Below are 25,378 nucleotides of genomic sequence, written 5' to 3'. Positions count from 1 at the left end.
TCGCAACTGTACCGGATTGTTGCTCAGAGCCGCCGGTTCAAGGCCCCCGCCAAAAACCGCCGCGACGACATAGTGCCTAAAATAATCCAACATTGGCAATGACAAATCACTTCCACGTAGCCCGTGGGGGGCTATAGGGTTTTGAGCGGGTTCTGCTCGCGGGCACGATTAGCAAAAGTGGCAGTCGGTTTTATGACCGTTCGCGCACCGATCTGTTTTGGTGCATGGTTCGGCCGCCGGTCCACCGCAGCCGATCATGTGCCGGGCTGGCTTGTTCGGGAACGTTCGTCTCAGGAGGTCCAGGTGAAAATAGTCCATCGGTCCAGGCCGATCGCAGCAGCAATGTTGCTTGGCGTCGCGGCCATCTTTCCGGTCGTCAACGCAACCCGTGCGGCCGACGACGCCATCAGGCCGGAAGCGGCGGTCTCGCCGATGAAACGCGTGGCGGACGCCAGGGCAAAGGCCCTGGCTGAGAACCCCGACGGCGCCGACCGCGTCTACGGCGGCAATCAGGCCGAGAAAGGCGCCTATCCGTTCCAGGTGGCGCTGCTGACCACCGACAGGCTGGACCCGAGCCCCGCCTCGCAGCCGAACGCGCAGTTCTGCGGCGGCAGCCTGATCGCGCCGCAATGGGTGCTGACGGCGGCCCACTGCCTCAACGACAAGGGCCGGCCGATCTCGCCGGATGTGGTCACCGTACTGACCGGCGCCACCGATCTGACCGAGGGCAAGCGCTACAAGGTGGCGGAGGTCATCGTCAACGAGGGCTACAGCGAGCAGACGTTGGACAACGACCTTGGCCTGCTGCGGCTGGCCGAACCGGCCGACGCGCCGACCATCAAGATCACCCATGACGCCACGCCCGACACCGGCAAGACGACGGTCATCGGCTGGGGCAAGATGCAGGACGGAACGTTCCCCACGGCACTGATGGTGGCCGATCTCGATCTCGAGCCGAATGCCGTCTGCAACAGCGGCATCAAGGACATCTATGCGCGTGACTTGAAGGCGGCACTCGACGATCTCTCCCATCGCATGCGCTATTCGGAAAAGGGCGTCGACGCCGCCGCCAACGCCATTGCTGCCGACATGTCCGATCCGTTGACCAACAACATGATCTGCGCCGGCACAGCCAGCGGCGAGCGCGATGCCTGCAACGGCGACAGCGGCGGGCCGCTGTTCGTCACCGGCGCCGACGGCCCGGTTCAGGTTGGCATCGTCAGCTGGGGCGAGGGTCCGTCGGACGGCACCGCCGCCTGCGGCCACAAGAACGCCTACGGCATCTACACGCGGCTGGCCAACTACACCGGCTGGATCGAGGAAAAAATGAAGACGCCGGCTCCGCCACCCGCAGCGCCCAAGCCCGGCCTCGGCACCGCCAAGAAGCCCTGAGAACCAGGCTTGAAACACAGACGGCGGGAAAACCCCGCCGTCGCATTGATCGATAATTTGCCGGCGGATTACTTCCTCGGCGGACCTTTGCGCTCCGCCGAAGCCGCCCACAGATTGATGTCGGACTCGCGCGCGTAGGTGTCGATCTCGGCGAACTCGGCATCGCTGAACTCGATCGCCTTCAGCGCCCCGACACAGTCCTCGACCTGTTCCGGCCGGCTGGCGCCGATCAGCGCCGAGGTCACCCGGCCCTTGCGCAGCACCCAGGCCAGCGCCATCTGCGCCAGTGTCTGGCCGCGGCGGCCGGCGATCGCGTTCAGCGCCTGGATGTTGGCGATGGTCTTGTCGTTGATGAAGGCGGGACGCAGCGACTTGCCCTGGCTGGCGCGGCTGCCCTGCGGAATGCCGCCGAGATATTTGTCGGTCAGCATGCCTTGCGCCAGCGGCGAGAACACGATCGAGCCGACGCCGAGCCCTTCCAGCGTGTCGAGCAGACCGTCTTCCTCGACCCAGCGGTTGAGCATCGAATAGCTCGGCTGATGGATGACGCAAGGCGTGCCGAGCTGCTTCAGGATGTCGGCGGCCTCACGCGTGCGCTGCGAATTGTAGGACGATATGCCGGCATAGAGCGCCTTGCCCGAGCGCACGGCATGGTCGAGCGCGCCCATCGTTTCTTCCAGCGGCGTATCGGGATCAAAACGGTGCGAATAGAAGATATCGACATAGTCGAGCCCCATCCGCTTCAGGCTCTGGTCGAGGCTGGCCAGCACATATTTGCGGCTGCCCCATTCGCCATAGGGTCCGGCCCACATTTCGTAGCCGGCCTTGGTCGAGATGATCAGCTCGTCGCGGTAACCGGCAAAGTCCGTGCGCAGGATCTCGCCGAAGGCCGTCTCCGACGAGCCGGGCGGCGGACCGTAATTGTTGGCGAGGTCGAAGTGGGTGATGCCAAGATCGAAAGCCTTGCGCGCGATCGCCTGCTTGGTCCTGTGCGGCGTGTCGTCGCCGAAATTGTGCCAGAGCCCGAGCGAGATCGCCGGCAGTTTCAGGCCGGAGCGGCCACAGCGATTGTAGATCATTTTCTCGTAGCGGTTTTCGGCGGGGATGTAGGGCATGGGGATTCCTCTAGAAATCGAAACGGGCCGACAACTGTCACCGCGACAGTGCGGCGAGTCGACCCTGCCCCTCACCCTTTACCCTCTCCCCAACAGAACGGGGAGAGGGGTATCGTCAAAAATTATCGATAATCGCCGCGGCTACTTTTTCTTCGCCAGCAGCCCTTCAGCATCCTTGACGCCAAGGGCGGCCGGCCGCTCGCAGGTGGTCTGCATGGCTACGAACTTGCCCGTCTCGCCTGAGCGCAACAGGCCGGTCATCACCTCAACGGCATGCAGCGCCAGCTCCATCGAACAGCGATGCGGCCGGCCCTCGGCGATCGCCTGCGCCATATCGGCGAGACCTGATGTGCGGTAGTTGGCCATCATGCCTTGTCCATGCATCTCATTGGGCACACCAAACGGATGCTTCCATTTCGGCAGTTTCTTGACCGGCTTGGCAGCCTCGGTGAAGCGCACGTCGCCGCCGAAGAAATTCGGATCGGGAACGAACACCGTGCCCGCCTCGCCATAGAGTTCCATCGGTGCGTGGCCATGGGCCCAGACGTCCCAGCTGGCATTGAGCGTCACTACGGCGCCGTTCTCGAACTCCATGACGCCGTGGATGGTGGTCGGCGTGCCCACAGGGATTTTTTCACCCGCGCGCGGTTTGGACGAGATCGTCCGTTCCTTCGCCGGGATCGAAGCGAAGGCCGCGACCTGCTTCACCGGTCCGATCAGCTGGATCAGATTGGTGATGTAGTAGGGTCCGACATCGAGCACCGGCCCGGCCCCCGGCTGGAAGAAGAAATCCGGATTGGGGTGCCAGTGTTCCATGCCATGGCTCATCACGTAGCAGGTGCCGCTGGTGATCTTGCCGAGCTTGCCGGTGTCGATCAGGTCGCGGACCAGCTGATGCGCGCCGCCGAGGAAAGTGTCGGGGGCCGAGCCGACGCGCAGCCCCTTTTTTTCCGCCCGCGCCTTCAGGTCGAGCCCTTCCTTGACCGACAGCACGAACGGCTTTTCCGAATAGACGTGCTTGCCGGCGTCGAGGATCTGCTTCGACACCTCATAGTGCACCGCCGGAATGGTCAGGTTGACGATGATGTCGATATCGTCGGCCTTGAGCAGTCCTTCGACGGTCTCGGCGCGCAGCTTGAATTCCTTCGCCCGTGCCTTCGCCGCATCCATGTTGATGTCGGCGCAGGCGCGCATCTCAATGCCGCGAAACAGCGGCGCCAGCGAGAAATACGCCTTCGAGATGTTGCCGCAGCCGATGACGCCTATACCAAGTTTCTTTGCCATGCTGATTGCTCCTAGTAGGTCTTGGCGGCAGCGATCGAACGGCGGGCGAAACGCTCGATGTCGTTGGGATTGTCCTGTTCCATGACATAATATTTGGCAGCGCTCTTGGCGCGCAGCGCCTTGATCAGGCCGGCCCAGTCGATCGTGCCATGGCCGACATCCGACCAGCCGTCCTCATCCAGCCCCTCGCCCGGCTTGGCAATGTCCTTGACGTGGACGGCGCTGATGCGCTTGCCATGCTTTTCGATCCACGGCAGTGGATCGACGCCGCCGCGCACCACCCAGGCCACATCCATCTCCCAGCCGATATCGGGTGCGGAAGACAGGATATGGTCCTGCGGCACCGAGCCGTCGGCGAGTTTCTTGAACTCGAAATCATGATTGTGCCAGGCAAAGCCGTAGCCGGCTTTTTTTGCGGTCTCGCCCACCTTGGCCAGACGTTCGCCAAAACCGCGCCAGCCGGCAGCATCGGCCGGCCGCTGGTCGGGCATCAGAAAAGGACAGATCAGCAGCGTGACGCCGAGCGCGTCGGCAATCATGCGCACGCCGTCAAAGTCCTTTTCGAGCGCATCGATCGAAAAATGCCCGGTCGGCATGGCGAGACCGTTCTTGTCGAGTTCGGCGCGGAACGCCTTCGGGTCATCATAGACGCCGCCGAACCCCTCGACCTGCGTGTAGCCGAGCTCGCCCAGCGTCTTGAGCACGCCTTCCCAAGGCTGGAAATTGCGGGCGCTGTAAAGTTGGAATGACCAGTTCATCGTCTCTGTCCGTTTCTTGGGGGATGGGGTCTTGGGTGTTAAATACGGTTGCCGGTCGCGGCGTCGAACAGCGAGGCGCGAGCCGGATCGAAGCCGATCCGGATCGGCTCACCGTTGCGCAGCATCCGCTCCGCCTCGACGCGGAAGGAAAAATTGTGGCCGCCAAGCTTGGTCCACACCAGCGTGTCCGAGCCCATCGGTTCGACGATCTCGACAGCCGCGTCGGTGGAGAAGGGCATCGACCTCGCCGGTTCGCCAAAGGCGATGTGTTCGGGCCTGATGCCGAACACGCATGGCCCGGTGCGAATGCCGACGCTGTCGTCGAAACTGTAATGGTCGAGCGGCACCGAAACGTCGCCGGCCTTGAACACCGGGCTGGCGCCGGCCTCCAACTGCCCGTCGAGGAAATTCATCGCCGGCGAGCCGAGAAAGCCGGCGACGAAGCGGTTGACCGGACGGTTGTAGATGGTTTGCGGCGCGTCGAGCTGCTGGATGACGCCGCCGCGCATGACCGCGATCCGGTCGGCCAGCGTCATCGCCTCGATCTGGTCGTGGGTGACGTAGATCATGGTGTTCTGCAGCTTGCGATGCAGCAGCTTTATTTCGACGCGCAGTTCGGCACGAAGTTTGGCGTCGAGATTGGACAGCGGTTCGTCGAACAGGAAGACATCGACATCGCGCACCAGCGCCCGCCCGATCGCCACGCGCTGGCGCTGGCCGCCGGAAAGGGCGGCCGGCTTGCGCTGCAGCAGCGGCTCGATCTGCAGGATTTCGGCGGCCCGCGCGATGCGTTTGGCAATCTCGTCCTTGGGCGTGCCGGCAACCCGCAGCCCGAAGGAGAGGTTCTTCTCCACCGTCATCTGCGGATAGAGCGCATAGGACTGGAACACCATGCCGATGCCACGGTCCTTGGGCTCCTCCCAGGTGACGTTCTTGCCCTTGATGAAGATGCGGCCTTCCGAAATGTCGAGCAGGCCGGCAATGCAGTTGAGCAAGGTCGACTTGCCGCAGCCCGACGGGCCGAGCAGCACGATGAACTCGCCTTCGGCGACATCGAGATTGAGCGCCTGCAGCACCGTCACCGCGCCGAAATTCAGCGACAGGTCCTCGATCGAAACGCTGGTACCGTTCTGCGCCATATCCACTAGCCTTTCACCGCGCCAGCGGCGATGCCGCGCACGAACCATCGTCCGGAGACGAAGTAGATGATCAGAGGCACCGCCGCCGTCAGGATGGTTGCCGCCATGTTGACATTGTACTCCCTCACGCCGGTGGTGGTGTTGACGATGTTGTTGAGCTGCACCGTCATCGGCCAGTTGGACCGCCCGGCAAACACGACGCCGAACAGGAAGTCGTTCCAGATGCCGGTCACTTGCAGGATGACGGCGACGACCGTGATCGGCACCGACATCGGCAGCATGATGAAGAAAAAGATGCGCCAGAAACCCGCCCCGTCGACGCGCGCCGCCTTGAACAGCTCGACCGGTATTGCCGCGTAGAAATTGCGGAACAGCAGCGTCAGGATGGGCATGCCGAAGATCGTGTGCACGATGATGATACCGGGCAGCGACGCGAACAGCCCGACCGAGCTCAGTCCGATGATCAAGGGATAGATCACGACCTGATAGGGCACGAAGGCGCCAAACACGAGCAAGCCGAAGAGAAAGTTGGCGCCCTTGTATGGCCAGAAGGTCAGCGCGTAACCGTTGATCGACGCGCAGACGATCGAGATGGCCACGCTGGGCAGGGTGATCTTCACCGAATTGTAGAAGCCTGGGCTGAGGCCGTTGCAGTCGCGGCCGGTGCAGGCATGCAGCCAGGCGTCGGCCCAGGACTGAAAGGTCGGCTCGGCCGGAAGGTTGAAAAGATGTCCGAGCCTGATCTCCGGCATCCCCTTCAGCGAGGTGACGATCATGATGTAGACCGGGATGAGGAAGAAGAGAGCCGCAACGACCAGGAAAACATAGATGCCGATGCGGCCGGCCGATATCCGTCGCGGTTTCGGCCCGGAGGCCCCCACGCCAGCCTGATCCGGCGCTTCCAGGACAGGTTGACCTGCAGTGATCTGGCCGGCGGTCATACGCGCACTTCCCGATTTCGCCGCCATAGGAGAATTCCGCCGAAAGCCAGCACGATCAGGACCGGCAGCAGCATCATCGTTGCCGCAGCCATGCCTTGGCCGACGTTCTGGCGCACTGTGATGAGCTGGATGACGTAGACTGCCGGCATGGACGTGGCGATGCCAGGACCGCCGCCGGTCATGGCGATCACCAAATCGTAGACGCGCACCACGCTAACACACTGGAGAACGAAGGCGGTGGCGAAGGCACCCTTCATCATCGGCGCCACGATGGAAAGGTGCGTGCGCCACGTCGGGATGCCGTCGACCTTCGCCGCTTTCCAGATCTCCTCGTCAACGCCGCGCAGGCCGGCAAGCAGGATTGCCATCGTCACGCCCGAACCCTGCCAGATGCCCGCCACGACCAGCGCGTATATCGCGGTCTCGGCATTGACCAGCGGGGCGAAGCTGAAGCTTGACCAGCCCCAGTTGCGGAGCGCCTCCTGCAGGCCGAGGTTGGGGTCGAGTACCCATTGCCACACCAGTCCGGTGACGATCAGCGACATGGCGAACGGATAGAGGAAGATCGAGCGGAACAGGTCCTCCTGGCGGATGCGCTGGTCCATGAAAACGGCGAGCAGGTAGCCGAACACCATGTTGCAGGTGATGGACATCAGGCCGAAGAACCAGATGTTGTTGACCGAGACCAGCCAGCGGTTGTCGGCCCAAAGGCGCCTGTACTGCGCCAGACCGACGAAATCGTAGGTGGGGAAGAGCTTCGAACTGGTGAAAGACCATAGCACGGAGAAGCCGATGCCGATCACGAACACGCCGACGGCAACGAGGATCATCGGGATCGTCCCGATGACGGCGGGCAGGTGAAATCTGTGCCTCCAGCTCTTCTGCATCGTCCGTCTTTCTCCGCTTCCACCGACGCGAAAGTCAGCGTTATCCGAACCACCGGCTCCGGACCACCGCAGCTTCCCGTCCTGAGATTGTCAGCCCGTCGCCGAAGGAAGGCTTCTTGGGGTCGGGGGCGCGACCGAGGCGCCGCAAAGGCGGCGCCTCGGGATATTGATCGGGCTCCTAGTCGGAACTGCCGATGACGGTAGCGAACTTCGCAGTGGCGTCTTCAGCCGTCATGGTGTCGTCCGCGAAGTACTGCGCGACGAGCTCATTGATCTGCTGATTGGTGTTCTCGGTGATGAACCGGTTCGTCGCAGTGACGATGTTGGCCGGGTCTTCCACCGCTTTCAGGGACTTCTGCATGCACGGGTCGGCCGTCGACATGTCGACATCGGCCCGCACGGGCATGGAACCCTTGGCGTTGTTGAAGGCGACCTGAACCTCCGGGCTGATGAGGAGTGCTGCAAGACGCTTCTGCGCAGCCTCGACATCCGCATTGCCCTGCTTGAAGAACAGGATGATGTCGCCGTCGGTGCTGACCACCGGCTTGGCCTCGTTCAGGCCGATCATGCAGCCGAAATCCTTGACCCCGGTCATGCCGGCGGCCGCGAACTCACCGCGCGCCCAGTCACCCATCACCTGAAGTCCGGCCTTGCCGGTGATCACCAGATTGGTGGTGTCGTTCCAGTTGCGGTTGGCATAGCCGTTGTCGGTGAACTGCTTCAGGGCCCTCAACTGCGTGAAGACGCCCTTCATCTCGGGTCCGCCGGCAATCTCGGCGCTCTTCTTGGTATACATCTCGTCACGCTTGGCGACACCGAGAGCCTCGGTAACCATGTCCTGGAAGAGCAACTGGATCTGCCAGCCGTTTCCGTCGCCACCGATGGCGAAGGGAATGAAGCCCGCCTCCTTGATCTTCGGCGCGGCCGCGATGAAATCGGCCATGCTCTTCGGCTCTGGCACGCCCGCTTTCTCGAACACCGGCTTGGAGTACCAGGCCCAGTAGTTCGAATGAATGTTGACCGGAACGCACCACCAATGGCCATCGACGAGGCAGGCGCTGCCGATCGCCTTCGGGCGAATGATATCAGCCCACTTGCCGGCGGTGGCGACGTCCGTGAGGTCGAGCAGCTTCCCGCCCGAAATCAGTTCCTCGTACTGCCGACCGGGATTGAACTGCGCGGCACCGGGCGGATCGTTGCCGAGCACGCGCTGCATGACGGTCGAGCGGGCGGTTTCGCCCAGAGCGATGGCGCTGTCCACCCAATGGTCGCCCTTGCCGTCATTGTCGAAGGCTTTTGCGAACTGCGAGACCGCCGCCGACTCGCCCTTCGACGTCCACCAGTGAATCACTTCCAGATCGGTCGCGGCCGCCGGACCGGCGAACTGCAGCGCAACTGTCGCTGCCAGCGCAGCAGTCATAGTTTGATATCGCATTTCGGTTCCTCCCAGAATCTGAAACGTTACAGATTTTCGATACGGCAATTGCGCCGGGTGTGCAACCCCTCGGACAAAGGCAGTTTGATATTTTTTCGAGTCGCGAACAAATTCGCTCGACCTCGCTGAGCCTTGCTGCATCGCAATATACGCAACTGCACTGCAAAAAACCCATGCTGCAATGCATGAAAGTTGACAAAAGGCCGGTAGAGACGTCGCCTCCGCTGCTTTTCAGCGGCTTTTCCACAGCGCCTTCGAGGCCCCTGACATCGCTTTGGAGCAACGACAGTGGCAACCTGTAACGTTTCAGTATATTGAGGCTCCCATCGGGCGGAGAGTGGTAATGCGCCGCGATGCCGGTGATTGCCGGCATCCCCGGCGACTGCTATGCGCCTGACGGGGCGGGATGATGGACAGGGATCAGACAGGCAAGGACGACGAGGCGTCGGCGCAAGAGCGGCCGACGTTGAAGACGCTTGCCTTCATGACCGGGCTGGGCGTCACAACAGTGTCGCGCGCGCTCAAGGACGCACCCGAGATCGGCGCCGAGACCAGGCGGCGCGTCCAGCTCGTCGCCAGGCAGATCGGCTATCGCCCGAACCGTGCCGGCGTGCGCCTGCGGACCGGCAAGACCAACGTCATCAGCCTCGTGCTCAACACCGAGCGGGAGATCATGAGTTTCGTCTCCGACATCATCTATGGCGTCTCGGAAGTCATCGCCGATACGCCCTACCACCTGATCGTCACACCCTATTCGCGCTCGCAGGATCCGCTGGATCCCATACGTTACCTGGTGGAAACCGGTTCCGCCGACGGCATCATCATTTCACGCACCCAGCCGAACGATCCGAGAGCCCGTTACCTGCTGGAGCGCGGCGTTCCCTTCGCTACGCACGGCCGCACCGATATGGGATTGAACCATCCCTATCATGATTTCGACAATTACGCTTTTGCGGCCGAGGCGGTGCGCCATCTCGCCGGCATCGGCCGGCGCAGGCTGGCTTTGCTGGCACCGCCGGTTGGGCTGACCTACCACGGTCATACGCTGAACGGCTTTACCGATGCGCTGAGCGAGGTCGGCGCCAGCGAAATCGCCTTCAACACCGTTTCAATCGACCATTCGATCGAGCAGATCAGAATGAGAACCGCCCAAATCATGCGTCGCGATATCAGACCGGACGGTTTCGTCAGCAGCGCTGCCGCCGCGACGCTGGCCATAGTCGCCGGCATCGAGGATGCCGGCCTCAAGCTCGGCCGCGACGTCGACGTGGTGTCCAAGCAGTCGTCGGACCTGCTGCATCTGTTTCGCCCGGAACTTCTGGTCGTCAACGAGAATTTTCGCCTGGCCGGCGCCGAACTCGCCCGCTCCGTGCTTGGCTGGATCGGCGGCGCAGAACCCGGCGCCTTGCAAAGCCTGAGCGTGCCGAGCGAGGTTCTGGCCTCCAGCCGTTCCGTCGATTAGAAGGCGCTCGTCAGCCAGCCGCGCCACTTCCCCACGGGCCGTGGAACGCGCCTGGACCATCGATACGCTCAAAACCATGCGCACCGAAGAAATCGCGCTGCGCCTGGATCAGGTTCGAGGTGCCGCGGCCCTGGCGATAGCTGTCGAAATAAGCGAGCGCCGATGACAGCGCCGGCACTGGCGCGCCAACCTCGGACGCCCTTGCCACGATACGACGCAGCGACGGGTGCGCCTCCTGCATCAACGAGATAAAGGCCGGCGCCATCAAAAGATTGGTGGCAGCGCCGCCGGTGCTGAAGGCGTCCGCCATGGTGTCCAGCATTTGCGAGCGGATGATGCAGCCGGCGCGCCAGATCTTGGCGATGGTCGGCATCGGCAGGTTCCAGTTGAATTCCTTCGACGCGCCGCTCATCACCGCAAAACCTTGCGCATAGGCGGCGATCTTGCCGGCAAACAGCGCCAGCTCCAGATCCTTGAGCAGCGCGGCCTTGTCTCCGGAGATCTTGGTCACGCCGCTGTTGCCATAGGCCTTTTCGGCGGCCAGCCGCTCGTCCTTGATCGACGACAACACGCGTGCGGCAACCGCAGCCTCGATCGCGGTGGCCGGAATGCCGAGCTGCTGCGCCTCGATGACCGACCATTTGCCGGTGCCTTTCTGGCCGGCACGATCGACGATGATGTCGACCACCGGCTTGCCGGTCTTCGGATCGTCGGCGGCCAGCACCTTGGCGGTGATCTCGATCAAATAGGAGTTGAGTCGGCCCTTGTTCCAATCGGAAAACACGGTGCCGATCTCCTTCGGCCCCATGCCGAGCCCGTCGCGCAGAATGCCGTAGATCTCGGCGATCATCTGCATGTCGGCATATTCGATGCCGTTGTGGATGGTCTTGACGAAATGCCCGGCGCCGTCGGTGCCGAGCCAGGCAGCACAGGGCTCGTCCTTGAATTTTGCCGAGATCGCAGTCAGGACGCTTTCAACCCGCTTCCAAGAGTCTTCGGTGCCGCCGACCATGATCGACGGCCCATGGCGCGCACCTTCCTCGCCGCCGGACACGCCCATGCCGATGAAGGTGAGGCCGGAGCCGGACAGTTCGGAAAAACGGCGCATCGTATCACGGAAATTGGCATTGCCGGCATCGATGACGATGTCGTTGGCCGACAGCACGCCGCGCAAAGCCGCGATCTGCTCATCGACCGGCTTGCCGGCCAGCACCATGATGATGATCGGACGCGGCGGCCGGATCGCGGCGGCGAGCTCCTCCAGGCTGTAGCAAGGCACAACCATGTTCTTCAGCGCGCCGGCATTCTCGACAAAGGCGTCGGTGCGCGCCCTGGTGCGGTTGAAGACGGCGATGCGGTGCCCGTGCTCGGCGATGTTGAGCGCCAGGTTGGAGCCCATCGTGCCAAGGCCGATCAGGCCGATTTCGGCTTTTTCCATCGTTTCTTCCCTGCTTTCGGATTTTGTTGAGGCCGCGTTTTGCCGGGATGATTGACGGGCCTTTCGCGCCGCGTCAACCGCCTCGCCGAATTGTGTTGCGGCCACGGCGTGTGAGATTCAGGTCAGGCCGAGCCGAGAATGGTGGTCTTCGAGAACCGGAGCGGAGCGTACTTTTGGGTACGTGAGCACCGGAAGCGCAGAAGACTGCCGTTCGCAGGCCGGCATCACCTGAATATCACTCGGCGCGGATGTCGATCGGCGCCTCGATCTTCACCATGTCGAAGTCCGAGACCAGGATATCGATCCGCGCCGTCCAGCGGCCGGGAACCGGGATGACGAGATCGTCGACGCGCCAGGTGCCATCGCCGGGCTTGGTCGCCGGACGCTTGATCGGCTCGATGCCGGAATCAGGCTTTGACAGCACTAAAGTCACCTGCTTGGCGTCGAGCGGGCCGAAATCGCCGGTCATGATGACGATCGAAGCGGTGACCGGCCCGGTATGGCCGGGGGTAATGTCGAGGTCTGCCATTGCCTGCAGCGTGTGGATGTGGATCGACGCCGGCTGTGCCGCGGCGATTGCCAGCGCGCGCGGCGGCGGCGTGAAGCGCCAACCGGCGGCAACGCCGAAGATGGCCAGCACAATCAGCACCTCGATGCCGATCGAGCGGACCAGCCTTCGCTGCACTTCGGTCTCGCCCGCTTCCGCCGGCGCCGTGAGCCGCCAGCGATTAACGGCGGCGAGCGTGAACAGAAAAAGCAACAGCGCCAGCTTTATCAGCAGCAACTCCCCATAGGCGGTATCGACCAACGCCGCTGGCGTCTGCACCTGGATGACGGCCAGCACGATGCCGGCTGCCGCAAGCACCGCCACGATATAGGGAATCGCGCGCGAGAACCGGCGCAGGAACGGCCCGGCCTCGGCAGGCTGCTGCCGCAGGGCAAGACCGAGCGGCAGCAGTGCTCCGGCCCAGAAAGCGACGCCGGCGCCGTGCAAGGCCACCATCGGCCTGGTCAGCCATTGCGGCTCGGCGGCACTGGCATGCCCGCTGGCGGCAAGGGCAGCACCGACACAGGCCAGTCCGGCAAGGGCAAACGGTTTTGCATCGGCGCGCGGCACGACCAGCGACAGCAGGCCGAGCCCGAGCGCCATCAATGCGATCAGCACCGTCCAGCCAAAACTGGTGGCGAGCGCGGTGTGCCAGATAATCGGCTGCGCCAACCGGGCGAACGGCGCACCGAGCGCATCTAGCCCCTGCAAGCCAAGCGACAGCGACGCTGCAGCCAGTCCGCAAAGGATTGCGGCGATGACAAAACGCTGCCCGGAGCGCCCGCCTTGCGCCAGCCAGGCCAGCGCAAAGGCGCCACCGACGCCGAGGAACAGACCTATGTAGAGAAAAACCTTGCCGATCCAGATTGCCGCCCTCAGCCCCCAGTCGATGGGCTCGGCGACAGCCGGCGCTTCGCTGGGTGCGCCGAGGGAAAACAGCAGCGAGCCGCCGACCGGATGGCCGTCGGCGGAAATCACCCGCCAGCTCAGCACATGCGTGCCGGACTTCAGCACCTGCGGATTGTCGATGGCGACGGTCTGGTAGCTGAGGCGGAAGGTTGTCAGCGGAACCGCTGTGCCGTCAGGCCGGATCAAGGTCAGCACCAGCGGCGACACCGGCTCGCTGAAGGTCAGCGAGAACTGCGTTGGGCTCTGTGCCAGCACCGCGCCGTCAGCCGGATCGGCCTTGATAAGCGCCGCATGGGCGAAAGCACGATCCGGCAAAGCAATGGCGGCCAACAGCACGAGCGCCGCGAGCAAGCCGAAAGCCAGCCGGCTGACGCATCTGCCGGCTGTCAGTTCCATCCGCTGGAAATAGGCTACGTTCATGCCATCCACCAAAACGGCGGCGCGCCGCTTCGAAACAGCGCGCCGCCAGTGCATCACTTCTTCGGCAGCAGCTTGAGGCCGGGCGCCGGATCTTCCAGCGCATCCTCATCCTGACCAGCCGCTGGAATCTCTATCCAACGCGTGGTGGCGCCGTCGCATTCCTGCACCACTGGAAAATCGAGTTTTTGCCCGGCCGGCAAGTCGGCCGCCAGCGTGCCGCGGAAGACGAACTCGTCGTAGAATTCGTCCGGCAGGCTGCCGCCGCTCCAGTCGACTTCCTTGACGCCATCGGTCACCGCCTGGCCGTAAAGCTGGTAGGACTTGTCGTACTTGCCCTTCTTGGTCTGAAGCGTCCAGCCGGGCTTGGGCATCGGCTTCACCCCAATCACCCCTTCCGGGATCTGCACGCGCACGGCGGTCGTTGCCTTGCCGTCGCAGCCGTGCGGCACACGCAGGATTGCCTTGTAGGTCGAGCCGACCGGCGCCTCCTGGGTTTCGAGCGTGATGTGAGAGAAGGCCGCGCTTGTACCGAGGAAGAGAAACGCGCCGGCGGACAAAAAATGTCTGGTCATGATGGTCTCATTTGAAAACTTGGTTGGCAAAATGATTGGTCAGTCGTTGTCTTCTTGCGGCGGCGGGCTGCCGATGGCTTGCACGGCGAATTCGACCGTCACCGCCCCAGCCTTCTCGAAGGTCAGCGTTGCCGCAAACATCTCGCCTTCCCTGGGCGGCTGCTTCAAATCCATGAACATCACATGATAGCTCCCCGGCCCGAGCGTAACCTTGCCGCCGGCTGGAATTTCGAGACCATCGGCGACTGGCCGCATGGTCATGACACCGTCCTTCACGCCCATCTCATGCAGCTCGGCCTTGGCCGAAATGTCCGACGAGATCGACAGCAGGCGGTCCGGCGAACTGCCGGTGTTGGTGATGGTCAAATAGCCGCCGGCCACTTTGGCGCCGGCCGGCGTGGCGCGCGACCAGGGGTGCCCGATCTCGATATCGCCGACCTTGAACTCATGCGCGAAGACGGATTGGCCGCTGGCGAACAACAGGGCGAGAACAAAAACGGCAATGCCGAGGCGCTCTTCAAAGCGGCGTAGCAACCGCGAGCGGAAAGGGTGAGACATGATGGCTCCATGGATGAATTGAGAGATCGCGCCATTGCCGGCCGCGAACAGTTTTGATGTTGGATGAATGCGCCTGCGAAAAGTTCCGCGAGGCGAACGGTTTACGCCGTCGCCGGCGGTGCGCGCGGGTTCGACGGCGAGCGGTCGCGGGCAAAGTCGAGATGCCGGAATGCAGGGACCGCAAAGGCGACGGCTTCGAAGGAAAGGCTGGCGGACACTGTACCGGCAGCGGGCGGCGGCGCATAGGCAACCGACACCTTGCTGCAGCCGAGCATGCAGCACGCCGGCATGTGTTGCTGGTGCGGATCGCCACCGGGAATCTGGGCCGCGCCCTCATGGGTGCAGATGACGTTGCCGAAGGCGTCGAGTTGCGAAGCATCCCGGCCGACGCCGAAGGCGAAGGCGCCAAGCATCGACTGGAGCAGCAGCAGATAGGCCGCGGCGAACGCGGCCAGCATGCTCCATCGTCTCCGCCGGATGTTCAAAAACTGCCTCTCCACGCAACAGCGCAGATACCTAGCACGCGATCAACGGCCGGAAAATCGCCAAATCACGGCTGCGGCAACGCGGCGCGATCACCAACACCAACACTAACACTGCGGCCGCCGGTTTCGGGGATCGAGGTTAACAGCGTGTGGCGCGCCGATTTCAGGTGTTTGCGGCAGGCAGCGTCGACCTTGCCGAGATCGCGCGATTTCAGCGCCGCGATATAGGCCAGGTGCTCGGCGACAGCCACTTCGTTGCGCTCGCGCTCCTGCGCCTTGTTCCACTGATAATGGTAGTGGAAGATCATCGCGATCACATCGTAGAAATCGACGATGAAGCGGTTGAGCGATGCGCGGTGGATCAGCCGGTGAAAGCGCTCGTCCAACTCCGAGAATTCGTTGAAGCGGGTGGCGATCTCGCGCGCCAGCAGCCGATGCTCGTCTTCAAGCCGGTCGAGGTCGGCCCAGACCGGGCTGTCTTCCGGCAGGGCAGCAAAGGCGGCGGCCGAGCGCAGTTCGAACATCTCACGGATTTCAGTCAGCTCCAGTGCGAAAGCGCGGGTAAAGCCCTTCAGCACCCAGTGGCTGTTGCGCCGCTTCTCGATCAGGCCGAAGCGGGAAAAACGGATCAGGAACTCGCGCACGCTGGTGGTGCCGACGCCGATCTCGCGCGCCAGTTCGAGCTCGTTGATCTGCATGCCGGCCTCGGCGCCGCCGGCCAGCAGCCGCCGCATGAAGGAGCGCTCGATGATCTGCGCCAGCGTGTCGGTCTCTTCCTCGGGGAAAAAGTCGTCCGGCCGCGGCTCGCGCAAAACCGTCTTGGCGCGCTTGTTCCAGGCAATCAGCCGGGTCTCTTCCATGCGCGCCAGGATGGTGCGCACCGTCGTGCGGCTGACCCCAAGCAGCGTGCCCAGCTCCGGCTCCGACGGCAGGCTCTTCGTTTCATCGAGTAGCCGCAGGCAGCGGTTGTAGGCGTCTTTGTAGACGTTGTTGCTCTTCGACATCCCCTGCCCCGTTGCGCGCCGGCGCTTGCGGCCAGCTTGAAGCGCGATATGACAGACATTCCCTAGCGCATGGCACCGAAAATCGGAATCGCTTTCGAAAAAGCACCATGCGCGATTCCAGCTTTGGTTGCAGCGTCGTGCGCCCAAAGGCCGCGCGACACCCAGCGAAAAAACAATTGACGCAAAAATGTTTTTTCACGATAAAAGACATTATCTGTTAAAAGGCGCGTGTCAATCCGCCCGCGCTTCCCAGGAACACCCAGGAAACTGCCCGTGAACGCCTCAAACAGCATTCTTCTGTCTCCCGCCGACAATGTCGCGGTCGCCAACGGCCGTATCGAGATCGGCACGGTACTGCCCGGCGGCGCTGTCGCCACCGCGCTGATCGAGCCTGGCCACAAGGTGGCGATCAAGCCGATATCAGCCGGTCAAGCCGTGGTGAAATATGCGCAGGCGATTGGCCGCGCCACGCAGGACATCGCGCCGGGCGAGCATGTTCATTCGCACAATCTGGTCTTTGAATCCGGGCGTTTGCCTGTCGTGCCGCCGAGCGAGGCCGTGCACGAGACCGAAGCCGACCGTAGCAGAACCTTCATGGGCTACCGGCGCGCCGACGGCCGCGCCGGCACCCGCAACTTCATCGGCATCGTTGCCAGCGTCAATTGCTCGGCCACCGTTTGCCACGCCATCGCCGACCAGGCCAACCGCGAGCTGCTGCCGAAATATCCGGGGATCGACGGCTTCGTGCCGATCGTCCATGGCCAGGGCTGCGGCATGAGCGGCACCGGCGACGGCATGATGGTGCTGCACCGCACGCTGGCCGGCTATGCCCGTCATCCGAATTTCGGCGGCGTGCTGATGGTCGGGCTCGGCTGCGAGGTCAACCAGCTTACCCTTTACGGCCAGAAGGGTGTCGCCGCGGGAAAACGTCATTTCAACATCCAGGACGCCGGCGGCTCGCGCAAATCGGTCGAGAAGGCGATGCTGGTGCTGGCCGAAATCGCCGAGGAGGTCGGCAAGCTCGAGCGTGAGCCGATCCCGGTCAGCGAGATCGTCGTCGGCCTGCAATGCGGCGGCTCCGATGGCATGTCCGGCATCACCGCCAACCCGGCGCTTGGCGCCGCTGTCGACATCCTCGCCGGCGTCGGCGGCATCGGCATCCTCTCCGAGACGACGGAAATCTATGGCGCCGAGCATCTGCTCGCCTATCGTGCGGCGACCCCGGAGATCGCCGCCAAGCTCGATGGCTTCGTGAAGTGGTGGGAAGACCACGTCGCCAAGCATGGCGCCTCCATCGACAACAACCCCTCGCCCGGCAACAAGCGCGGCGGCCTGACAACAATCCTGGAGAAGTCGCTGGGCGCGGTGGCCAAGGGCGGCCAGACGCCGCTCAACGGTGTCTTCGGCTATGCCGAAAAGGTCACCGGCCACGGTCTCGTGTTCATGGATACGCCCGGCTACGACCCGGTCTCGGCCACCGGCCAGGTTGCCGGCGGCGCCAACGTCATCGTCTTCACCACGGGTCGCGGCTCCTGCTTCGGCTGCCGGCCGACGCCGTCGATCAAGGTCGCCAGCAACTCGACCATGTATCACACCATGGAAGAGGACATGGACGTGAACTGCGGCGTTATCGCCTCGGGCGAAAAGACCATCGCTGGCATGGGCCGCGAGATCTTCGAATTGATCGTCGAGACGGCGTCGGGCCGCAAGACCAAGAGCGAGGCGTTTGGTTACGGCGACAATGAGTTCGTGCCCTGGCACCTCGGAGCGACTCTCTAGGCCAACAGTACTGACCAGGACAATTGCGAACCGGCAGACAGCCGGCAGGGGAGGGTTTGCATGAAGAAACGCCGCATCGGTACAACTGCCCTTGAGGTCACCGAGGTCAGCTTCGGCGGCGCGGCACTTGGCGGCCTCTACCGGGCCTGTCCGCGCGAGGCAGCGATGGACACGCTGCAATCTGCCTGGGACGCCGGCTTGCGCTATTTCGATACCGCACCCTTCTACGGCTTCGGCCTGTCGGAACGGCGCTTCGGCGACTTCCTGCGCGACAAGCCGCGCTCGTCCTACGTGCTGTCCACCAAGGTCGGGCGGCTGTTTCGACCGGTGGCGGAAGACCAGGTCCCCGATCACTCCTATGTCGATCCGCTGCCCTTCGCGCTGGACTACGACTATTCCTATGACGGCATCATGCGCTCGGTCGACTTCAGCTATGCGCGGCTTGGCCTCAACAAGATCGATATCCTGTTCGTCCATGATATCGGCACCTACACGCACGGCGTCGAGAAGACCAAGCTGCACTTCCGCCAGTTGATGGACGGTGGGCTGAAGGCTCTGGAGGAACTGAAGTCTTCCGGCGTCATTTCCGCCTACGGCCTTGGCGTCAACGAGGTGCAGATCTGTCTTGATGTGCTGCATCAGGCGCCGCTCGATTGCATCCTGCTGGCCAGCCGCTATTCGCTGCTCGACCGCTCGGCCGAAGCCGAGCTGCTGCCGCTTTGCCGCAAACGGCAGACCTCGCTGATCATCGGCGGCGTCTTCAACTCCGGCATCCTGGCGACCGGCCCGGTGCCGGGCGCGCATTTCGACTATGCGCCGGCAACAAGAGACATTCTCGACCGTGTCGAAGCCATGGAAAAAATTGCCGCCGAAGGCGGCTATCCCCTGGCGGCGGCGGCGTTCCAGTTTCCGTTGCACGAACCCGTGGTGGCCAGCGTGCTGACCGGTACGGCCAACCCAGCCAATCTGACACGCAACCTCGAACTGCTCGGCATCGACCTGCCGGAAACGGAGTTCGCCAGATACGCGCCTTACACCGTCGTGCAGAAACTCGGCTGATGCGCCTTCCCAACCGATGTGCGTATCGTGCGATCAAAAAAAGAATGAACATTCCATATTGACACATATATGGAATTATTGTTCCATCTCGTTCGGAGGAGATCGGAAGCGTCGGAACGTGGCATTGGGCATCGGCCAGTGAGGCCCGCTTATCTCAGGACCTCACGCAAACGGTATCAAACACCGCTTGCATCGACCGAAGCGATGCACTATCAAAATCTGGTAAATGTTTTTTATTGATAAAGTTCTGTTTGGGCCGCGCCTATCCGAATGGAGCTTCCGTAACCTTCACCGGGCGTCCTAGGGAGGAATCCGCATGAAATTCGTAACCAGCATTCTCAACCGCCGCGCCTTTGTGGCACTCGCAGCCGCCTCGATGCTTGCCGGCGTGATGCATTCGGCGCCGGCTTCGGCGGCGGACGTGACCATTCCGATCATCGTCAAGGACACCACGTCCTTCTACTGGCAGATCGTTCTGGCTGGCGCCCGCAAGGCCGGCAAGGACCTCGGCGTCAACGTGCCGGAACTCGGCGCGCAGGCTGAGACGGACGTCAACGGCCAGATCTCGATCCTCGAGAACGCCGTTGCCGGCAATCCGGCTGCCGTCGTCATCGCCCCGACCGAGGCCAAGGCGCTCGGCAAGCCGATCGACGAGGCCGCCACCAAGGTCAAGGTCATCGGCATCGACTCCGGCGCCGACTCCAAGGCCTTCACCTCGTTCCTGACCACCGACAACGTCCAGGGCGGCCGCGTCGCCGCTGACGGTCTTGCCGCTGCCATCGGCGCCGCCAATGGTGGCAAGGTCGAGGGCAAGGTTGCGCTGATCACCGCACTGCCCGGCGCCGGCTCGCTCGAGCAGCGCGCGCAGGGCTTCAAGGAACAGCTCAAGGCCAAATATCCAGGCCTTGAACTGGTCGCCGACAAGTATGCCGACGGCCAGGCCACCACCGGCCTCAACATCGCCACCGATCTGATCACCGCCAATCCGGACCTCAAGGGCATCTTCGCGTCCAACCTGATCATGGCGCAGGGCGTCGGCCAGGCGATCGCCGAGAACAACCTTGCCGGTAAGGTCGGGCTGATCGGCTTCGACAGCGACGAGAAGCTGATCAAGTTCCTCAATGACGGCGTCATCTCCGGCCTCGTCGTCCAGGACCCCTACCGGATGGGCTATGACGGCATCAAGACCGCTCTCGCCGCCTCCAAGGGCGAAAAGGTCGAAGCCAATGTCGACACCGGCGCCAATCTGGTCACCAAGGCCAACATGAAAGAGCCGAAGATCGACGCGCTGCTCAACCCGAAGCTCGACTAAGCATCGGCATAGGCGCACTGTTTCCGAGGCCTCAGCGCCCCGGAAACATCCAATGCCGCTTGGATATCCGCCGGTTTGAATTACCTTGGCGATGCGGCGGAGCCGCATCGCCAAGTGCCAATTGCAAGGCCGATCTGGGAGGATTGTCATGACGTCGACGGCGCAGGAACTGCACCCGCACCCAACGCTGGAACCCGGCAGGACGATTCTCGAACTGCATGGGCTGGAAAAGCGCTATCCCGGCACGCATGCGCTGAAGCCGGTCCACCTCGCCTTCAAGGCTGGCGAAATCCACGCCATCGTCGGCGAGAACGGCGCCGGCAAATCGACTTTGATCAAGCTCTTGACCGGCGTCATGCCGCGCACCTCCGGCGACGTCATCTGGGAAGGCAAGCCGGCAGCTCTGGCGACACCGCACGAAGCGATGGCGCTCGGCATCAATGCGGTGCACCAGGAAGTGGTGTTGTGCCGCCATCTCACCGTTGCCGCCAACATGTTCCTCGGCGAGGAGGACTCGCGCTACGGCATCCTGCAGCAGCGCGCCATGGTCAGGGAAGCCCAGAAGATCATCGACGGTCTCGGCTTCGACCTGCCGGCGCATGTCACCCTCGGCGACCTCACCATCGGCCAGCAGCAGCTGATCGCCGCCGCCCGCGCCACCGTGCGCGGCACCAAGTTCCTGATCTTCGACGAGCCTACCGCCTATCTCACCCGCAAGGAAGCCGACCAGCTGTTCACGCTGATCCGCAGGCTGAAGGGCGAAGGCGTCACCATCATCTACATCAGCCACCGCATGGAAGAGGTGTTCGAACTCGCCGACCGCGTCTCCGTGCTGCGCGACGGCACGCTGGTCGGCACCCGCAATATTGCCGAGACCAACGACGCCGAGCTGGTCAAGATGATGATCAATCGCTCGATCGAGCAGGTCTACCACAAGGAGCATTTCACGCCGGGCGCGATGATCGTCGAAGCGCGGAACCTGTCGGGAAAGGGCTTTGAAAACGTCTCGATGACCGTCCGCGCCGGCGAGATCGTCGGCCTCTACGGCCTGATAGGCGCCGGCCGCAGCGAGTTCGTCACCACGCTTTATGGCCGCCATCGCAAGTCGGCCGGCCAGATCCTGTGGGAAGGCAAGCCGGTCCAGGTCAACTCCGAGCACGATGCGATCAAGCTTGGCATGGCGCTGGCGCCGGAAAGCCGCCGCGACCAGGGCCTTTGCCTCAATTTGCCTGTCGGCCTCAACCTCAATCTGCCGATCTACAAACGCATCTCCAAGAACATGCTGATTTCCGGCGCGAAGGAGAAGGCCGAGGCCGATCGCCAGATTGCCGATCTCAGGATCAAGACACCTACGCGCAGCGCGCTCGCCTCCAGCCTGTCCGGCGGTAACCAGCAGAAGATCGTCATCGGCAAATGGCTGGCGCACGGCGCCAAGCTGTTCATCTTCGACGAGCCGACGGTCGGCGTCGATGTCGGCACCAAGGCGGAGATTTACCGCCTGTTCGGCGCGCTGCTGTCCAGGGGTGCCGGCATCATCCTGATCTCGTCCTATTTGCCGGAGGTCTATGAACTCTCCGACACGCTGCACGTCTTCAGGCGTGGCAAGCTGGTCGCCACGCACGGGTTCCGCACCGCCGACCACGAAGAAATTCTCACGCAGGCGCTCGCCGAGAAACAAGAAAAGCTGGGAGGACAGACATGAGCACCGAAGCAGCAGCAGTCGAAAAACCGAAACGCAATTACAATGCCCTGTTCGGGCTGACGCTGCTGGCGCTGCTGGTCCTGTTGTGGGTCATCCTGTCGGTGTCGACGCAGAGCTTTGCCTCGGGCAACAACATCTCGAACCTTTTGCGCCAGGGCTCGATGATCGCCATCCTTGCGGTGGGTCAGACCTTCGTCATCATCACCGGCGGCATCGACCTGTCCGTTGGCGCGGTGGTCGGCTTTGCAACCGTCATCGCCGCCATGCTGATCAATGCCGGCGTGCCGGTCATCCTCGCCATTCTCATCACCTTGCTGGTCGGCGTCGGCATCGGCCTGTTCCACGGCTTCGGCATCGTCAAGATGGGACTGCCGCCCTTCATCATCACGCTGGCGACGCTCACCTCATTGCGCGGCATCGGCCTGTTGATGACCAACGGCAACTCGATCTCGATCAACAACGACGCCTTCCAGGAGTTCTCGCGCAACTCCTTCCTCGGTGTCCCCAATCTGTTCTGGATGGTGATCATGGTCGGCATCCCGGCCTATATCTTCCTCCACCACAGCCGCTGGGGCCGCTATCTTTTCTCGGTCGGTTCCAACGCCGAGGCCTCGCGCCTGTCGGGCGTCAATGTCCAGCGCACGATCTACATGGCCTACACGCTGTCGGGCCTGTGCGCCGCCTTTGTCGGCGTGCTGCTGGCCTCGCGCATTGGTATCGGCAACCCTACCCAGGCCGAGGGCTGGGAACTGCAGGCGATCGCCTCCTCGGTCATCGGCGGCACCTCACTGTTCGGCGCTGTCGGCTCGGTGCACGGCCCGCTGCTCGGCGCCTTCATCCTTGCCACCATCAACAACGGCGCCAACCTTTTGAACGTCAACGCCTTCTGGCAGCGCATCATCACCGGCGTGCTGATCATTGTCATCGTCTACTTCGACGGCCTGCGCCGCCGCGGCGGCAAATAGTCACCACCGAAATTGATCGCCGGCCCGGCCTGGCCGAAGGGCCGGCGATTTCATCAGTTCCAGGAAAGTGAGAAGCGGTTCTCCCTAGGAATTGCGTCAAACAAAGAACCCGACTGGATTGAAGCATGAAAGCCGTTGTCTGCCGCTCGCCCGGCGACCTTGTTGTGGAAGATCGCCCCGCACCTGGTGCACCGCCCTCAGGCTGGGCGCTGGTCGCGGTCAGCCATGTCGGCATCTGCGGTACCGATTTTCACATCTTCGAGGGCAAGCATCCGTTCCTCGCCTATCCACGCATCATGGGCCATGAGGTCTCGGGCACCGTGATCACAACCGGCGAAGGCGTCGAACTCGCCATCGGCGAACCGGTGATCATCAACCCCTATCTCGCCTGCGGAAAATGCATCGCCTGCCGCCAAGGCAAGCCGAATTGCTGCGTCAGCATCGAGGTGCTCGGCGTGCATCGCGACGGCGCCATGGCCGAGCAGATCCTGGTGCCGGCGCAAAATCTTTATCCGGCAAACGGCCTGTCCCTGGCCGATGCCGCTGCCGTCGAGTTCCTGGCCATCGGCGCTCATGCCGTGCGCCGCGCGCGGGCTGTACCAGGCGCCCGCGCGCTGGTCATCGGCGCCGGGCCGATCGGGCTCGGCACGGCGCTGTTTGCCCGCATTGCCGGGCTTGACGTGACCCTGCTCGACATGAGCAGCGAAAGGCTCAGCTTTGCCGCAAGTGAGCTCGGCTTTTCGACGCTCGATGCTTCGCAGGGTTCTGCGGCCGATCTGGTGCGAGAGGCAACCGGCGGCGAAGGGTTCGACGTGGTTTTCGACGCCACCGGCAACACCCAGTCTGTGCAGTCTGCCTTTGCCCATGTCGCGCATGGCGGGACGCTGGTGCTGGTCAGCGTGGTCAAGGACGACATCACCTTTTCCGACCCTGAATTCCACAAGCGCGAGATGACGCTGGTCGGCAGCCGCAACGCGCTGCGCGCCGACTTCGACCATGTCGCCGCCTCGATCCGCAACGGCGCGGTGCCGCTCGCCAAGCTCGTCACCCATCGCACGACGCTCGGCGATACGCCGCGCGATCTTGCCCGCTGGGCGCATGAGAAATCCGGCCTGATCAAGGCCGTGATCGAGGTGGGTCATAACATGGCAGGCGGCTTGAACTGACGACGCCCCGCGCAGGTCGACCCCCACTCCGTCACGGCTTCGCCGAGCCACCTCTCCCCCGATCGACGGGGTAGAGGAATGGCGCGAGCCTATTGCAGCCAACGCTCTCTCAATCACTTCCTCCTTCTCCCTCCGCCACGAGGGCTCCCTTCCTCTCCCTCCGGAGGGGGGAGAGGGGGCTCGGCGAAGCCGAGACGGAGTGGGGGAAGACGGTCCTCAAACGCCAAGTCCCTGACAAATGACCGCGACCGAGATGGTCTGATATCAGACTAAGGCCGGCACACTCAAAGCGCCGACAGCTTCAGCTCCACCCGCTCGGCTGGAAAGCGAGACTCGGAAAATTGGATCGGCTTTCCGTTGGGCGTGACGTTGACGGCCACCGTGACCAGCACGATGGCGCCCGGCTGCAGGTCGAGGTCGGCAAGATCGGCCGCATCGGCGTGGCGCGCCGACAGAACGGTCGATTGCCGGAGATAGTCGTCTATGCCGAAGCGGGCCAGCGACACAGTGATCGAACCGGTCTCCGCCATCGCGGCATCGATGCCGGCAAAGCGTTTGGCGTCAAACCAGGTGGTCGCCCGTGACACCGGCCGGCCGTCGGCCTCGCCGCGTGTCTCCAACCTGATCACCTGGGCGCCCTTGGCCAGCCCAAGCCCCTCGGCGACACGCTGGCTCGCCGGCTCGACCGATGAGGCGAGCAGCACGATATGCCGCTCCGATGCCTGCCCCTGCAGGCCTTCCGAAAAGCGGGTGCGCGCGCCGATCGGATAGGACAGCCGCTTGCGCGACAGCACGAAGGTGCCACGCCCCTGCTCTGCCCTGAGCACGCCGTCCTGCACCAGGGCTGATATGGCGCTGCGCACCGTGTGGCGGTTGACACCGTAGCGTTCGGCCAGCGCCACTTCCGGCGGCAGCGCGGCATTCTCGGCAAAATCGCCCAAGGCGATCGAATGCAGGATCTGGTCGGCGATCTGCCGCCACAACGAGACGCCGCTGCGCCGCTCGATGCTATCAGCCATTTGCTGCCCGACCATTTGCACCCCGATCTT

23 protein-coding genes are annotated in these 25,378 nt (G+C 63.2%); 8 read left to right on the top strand and 15 right to left on the bottom strand.

Annotated features, from left to right (window positions below; all coding sequences use genetic code 11):
• The first annotated feature begins 303 nt into the window (after positions 1–303).
• Positions 304–1,392, top strand: coding sequence for a S1 family serine peptidase (locus AC1D0N_RS25280; protein WP_477248697.1), 1,089 nt, complete (start codon positions 304–306; stop codon positions 1,390–1,392).
• Between the two features lie 68 nt (positions 1,393–1,460).
• On the opposite strand, the gene mgrA is transcribed toward AC1D0N_RS25280, so the two are convergent.
• The 7 genes from mgrA to AC1D0N_RS25245 all read right to left on the bottom strand — a co-directional run bounded on the left by mgrA (position 1,461) and on the right by AC1D0N_RS25245 (position 8,951).
• A complete protein-coding gene (gene mgrA, locus AC1D0N_RS25275; protein ID WP_477248696.1) occupies positions 1,461–2,507 on the bottom strand; it encodes an L-glyceraldehyde 3-phosphate reductase in 1,047 nt (348 codons plus the stop codon).
• Between the two features lie 141 nt (positions 2,508–2,648).
• Complete coding sequence (locus tag AC1D0N_RS25270; protein ID WP_477248695.1) at positions 2,649–3,791, bottom strand: Gfo/Idh/MocA family protein; 1,143 nt, start codon at positions 3,789–3,791, stop codon at positions 2,649–2,651.
• 11 nt (positions 3,792–3,802) lie between these two features.
• The gene (locus AC1D0N_RS25265) at positions 3,803–4,549 is read right to left on the bottom strand and encodes a sugar phosphate isomerase/epimerase family protein (protein ID WP_477248694.1); all 747 of its coding nucleotides are present in this window, start codon (positions 4,547–4,549) and stop codon (positions 3,803–3,805) included.
• A 38-nt stretch (positions 4,550–4,587) separates the two neighbouring features.
• Positions 4,588–5,688, bottom strand: a complete 1,101-nt coding sequence (locus tag AC1D0N_RS25260; protein ID WP_477248693.1) for an ABC transporter ATP-binding protein — start codon at positions 5,686–5,688, stop codon at positions 4,588–4,590.
• A 5-nt stretch (positions 5,689–5,693) separates the two neighbouring features.
• Entirely contained in the window at positions 5,694–6,629 is a 936-nt protein-coding gene (locus AC1D0N_RS25255) for a carbohydrate ABC transporter permease (protein ID WP_477248692.1), read from the bottom strand.
• A complete protein-coding gene (locus tag AC1D0N_RS25250; protein ID WP_477248691.1) occupies positions 6,626–7,516 on the bottom strand; it encodes a carbohydrate ABC transporter permease in 891 nt (296 codons plus the stop codon). The genes AC1D0N_RS25255 and AC1D0N_RS25250 overlap by 4 nt, the downstream gene beginning before the upstream one ends.
• Positions 7,517–7,694: 178 nt before the next feature.
• On the bottom strand, positions 7,695–8,951 hold the full coding sequence (locus tag AC1D0N_RS25245; RefSeq protein WP_477248690.1) for an ABC transporter substrate-binding protein: 1,257 nt from the start codon (positions 8,949–8,951) through the stop codon (positions 7,695–7,697).
• A gap of 409 nt (positions 8,952–9,360) precedes the next feature.
• On the opposite strand from AC1D0N_RS25245, the gene AC1D0N_RS25240 reads away from it, so the two are divergent.
• Positions 9,361–10,413, top strand: a complete 1,053-nt coding sequence (locus AC1D0N_RS25240; protein ID WP_477248689.1) for a LacI family transcriptional regulator — start codon at positions 9,361–9,363, stop codon at positions 10,411–10,413.
• A 10-nt stretch (positions 10,414–10,423) separates the two neighbouring features.
• Here AC1D0N_RS25240 and gndA read toward each other — a convergent pair whose 3' ends face one another.
• From gndA to AC1D0N_RS25205, 7 genes are all read right to left on the bottom strand, one after another.
• A complete protein-coding gene (gene gndA, locus AC1D0N_RS25235; RefSeq protein ID WP_477248688.1) occupies positions 10,424–11,851 on the bottom strand; it encodes an NADP-dependent phosphogluconate dehydrogenase in 1,428 nt (475 codons plus the stop codon).
• 235 nt (positions 11,852–12,086) lie between these two features.
• Positions 12,087–13,727, bottom strand: coding sequence for a copper resistance CopC/CopD family protein (locus AC1D0N_RS25230; RefSeq protein ID WP_477248687.1), 1,641 nt, complete (start codon positions 13,725–13,727; stop codon positions 12,087–12,089).
• Positions 13,728–13,780: 53 nt separating this feature from the next.
• Positions 13,781–14,299 (bottom strand): YcnI family copper-binding membrane protein, encoded by a 519-nt coding sequence (locus AC1D0N_RS25225; RefSeq protein ID WP_477248686.1) that lies wholly within the window; start codon positions 14,297–14,299, stop codon positions 13,781–13,783.
• Positions 14,300–14,338: 39 nt separating this feature from the next.
• Positions 14,339–14,857 carry a copper chaperone PCu(A)C gene (locus tag AC1D0N_RS25220; RefSeq protein WP_477248685.1) on the bottom strand — a complete coding sequence of 173 codons (519 nt, stop codon included), beginning with the start codon at positions 14,855–14,857 and terminating at the stop codon, positions 14,339–14,341.
• A 101-nt stretch (positions 14,858–14,958) separates the two neighbouring features.
• A complete protein-coding gene (locus AC1D0N_RS25215) occupies positions 14,959–15,315 on the bottom strand; it encodes a DUF2946 family protein (protein WP_477248684.1) in 357 nt (118 codons plus the stop codon).
• Positions 15,316–15,407: 92 nt separating this feature from the next.
• Complete coding sequence (locus AC1D0N_RS25210) at positions 15,408–16,346, bottom strand: GntR family transcriptional regulator (RefSeq protein ID WP_477248683.1); 939 nt, start codon at positions 16,344–16,346, stop codon at positions 15,408–15,410.
• Positions 16,347–16,408: 62 nt separating this feature from the next.
• Entirely contained in the window at positions 16,409–16,639 is a 231-nt protein-coding gene (locus AC1D0N_RS25205) for a hypothetical protein (protein WP_477248682.1), read from the bottom strand.
• Here AC1D0N_RS25205 and AC1D0N_RS25200 point away from each other — a divergent pair.
• The 6 genes from AC1D0N_RS25200 (at position 16,620) to AC1D0N_RS25175 (ending at position 24,329) form a co-directional block, all read left to right on the top strand.
• Positions 16,620–18,125, top strand: coding sequence for a UxaA family hydrolase (locus AC1D0N_RS25200; RefSeq protein WP_477248681.1), 1,506 nt, complete (start codon positions 16,620–16,622; stop codon positions 18,123–18,125). The two genes, AC1D0N_RS25205 and AC1D0N_RS25200, sit on opposite strands and share 20 nt — an antisense overlap.
• A 60-nt stretch (positions 18,126–18,185) precedes the next feature.
• The gene (locus AC1D0N_RS25195; protein ID WP_477248680.1) at positions 18,186–19,184 is read left to right on the top strand and encodes an aldo/keto reductase; all 999 of its coding nucleotides are present in this window, start codon (positions 18,186–18,188) and stop codon (positions 19,182–19,184) included.
• 316 nt (positions 19,185–19,500) lie between these two features.
• Positions 19,501–20,496, top strand: coding sequence for a substrate-binding domain-containing protein (locus AC1D0N_RS25190; RefSeq protein ID WP_477248679.1), 996 nt, complete (start codon positions 19,501–19,503; stop codon positions 20,494–20,496).
• Between the two features lie 148 nt (positions 20,497–20,644).
• Positions 20,645–22,198 (top strand): sugar ABC transporter ATP-binding protein, encoded by a 1,554-nt coding sequence (locus AC1D0N_RS25185; RefSeq protein ID WP_477248678.1) that lies wholly within the window; start codon positions 20,645–20,647, stop codon positions 22,196–22,198.
• A complete protein-coding gene (locus AC1D0N_RS25180; RefSeq protein ID WP_477248677.1) occupies positions 22,195–23,163 on the top strand; it encodes an ABC transporter permease in 969 nt (322 codons plus the stop codon). The genes AC1D0N_RS25185 and AC1D0N_RS25180 overlap by 4 nt, the downstream gene beginning before the upstream one ends.
• 125 nt (positions 23,164–23,288) lie before the next feature.
• A complete protein-coding gene (locus AC1D0N_RS25175; protein WP_477248676.1) occupies positions 23,289–24,329 on the top strand; it encodes a zinc-binding alcohol dehydrogenase family protein in 1,041 nt (346 codons plus the stop codon).
• Positions 24,330–24,613: 284 nt separating this feature from the next.
• Here AC1D0N_RS25175 and phnF read toward each other — a convergent pair whose 3' ends face one another.
• Positions 24,614–25,363 (bottom strand): phosphonate metabolism transcriptional regulator PhnF, encoded by a 750-nt coding sequence (phnF, locus tag AC1D0N_RS25170; protein ID WP_477248675.1) that lies wholly within the window; start codon positions 25,361–25,363, stop codon positions 24,614–24,616.
• Between the last annotated feature and the right edge of the window lie 15 nt (positions 25,364–25,378).

It is taken from the genome of Mesorhizobium sp. P2_E10, from assembly GCF_056404235.1.
This window is presented reverse-complemented; position numbering and strand designations above follow the sequence as displayed.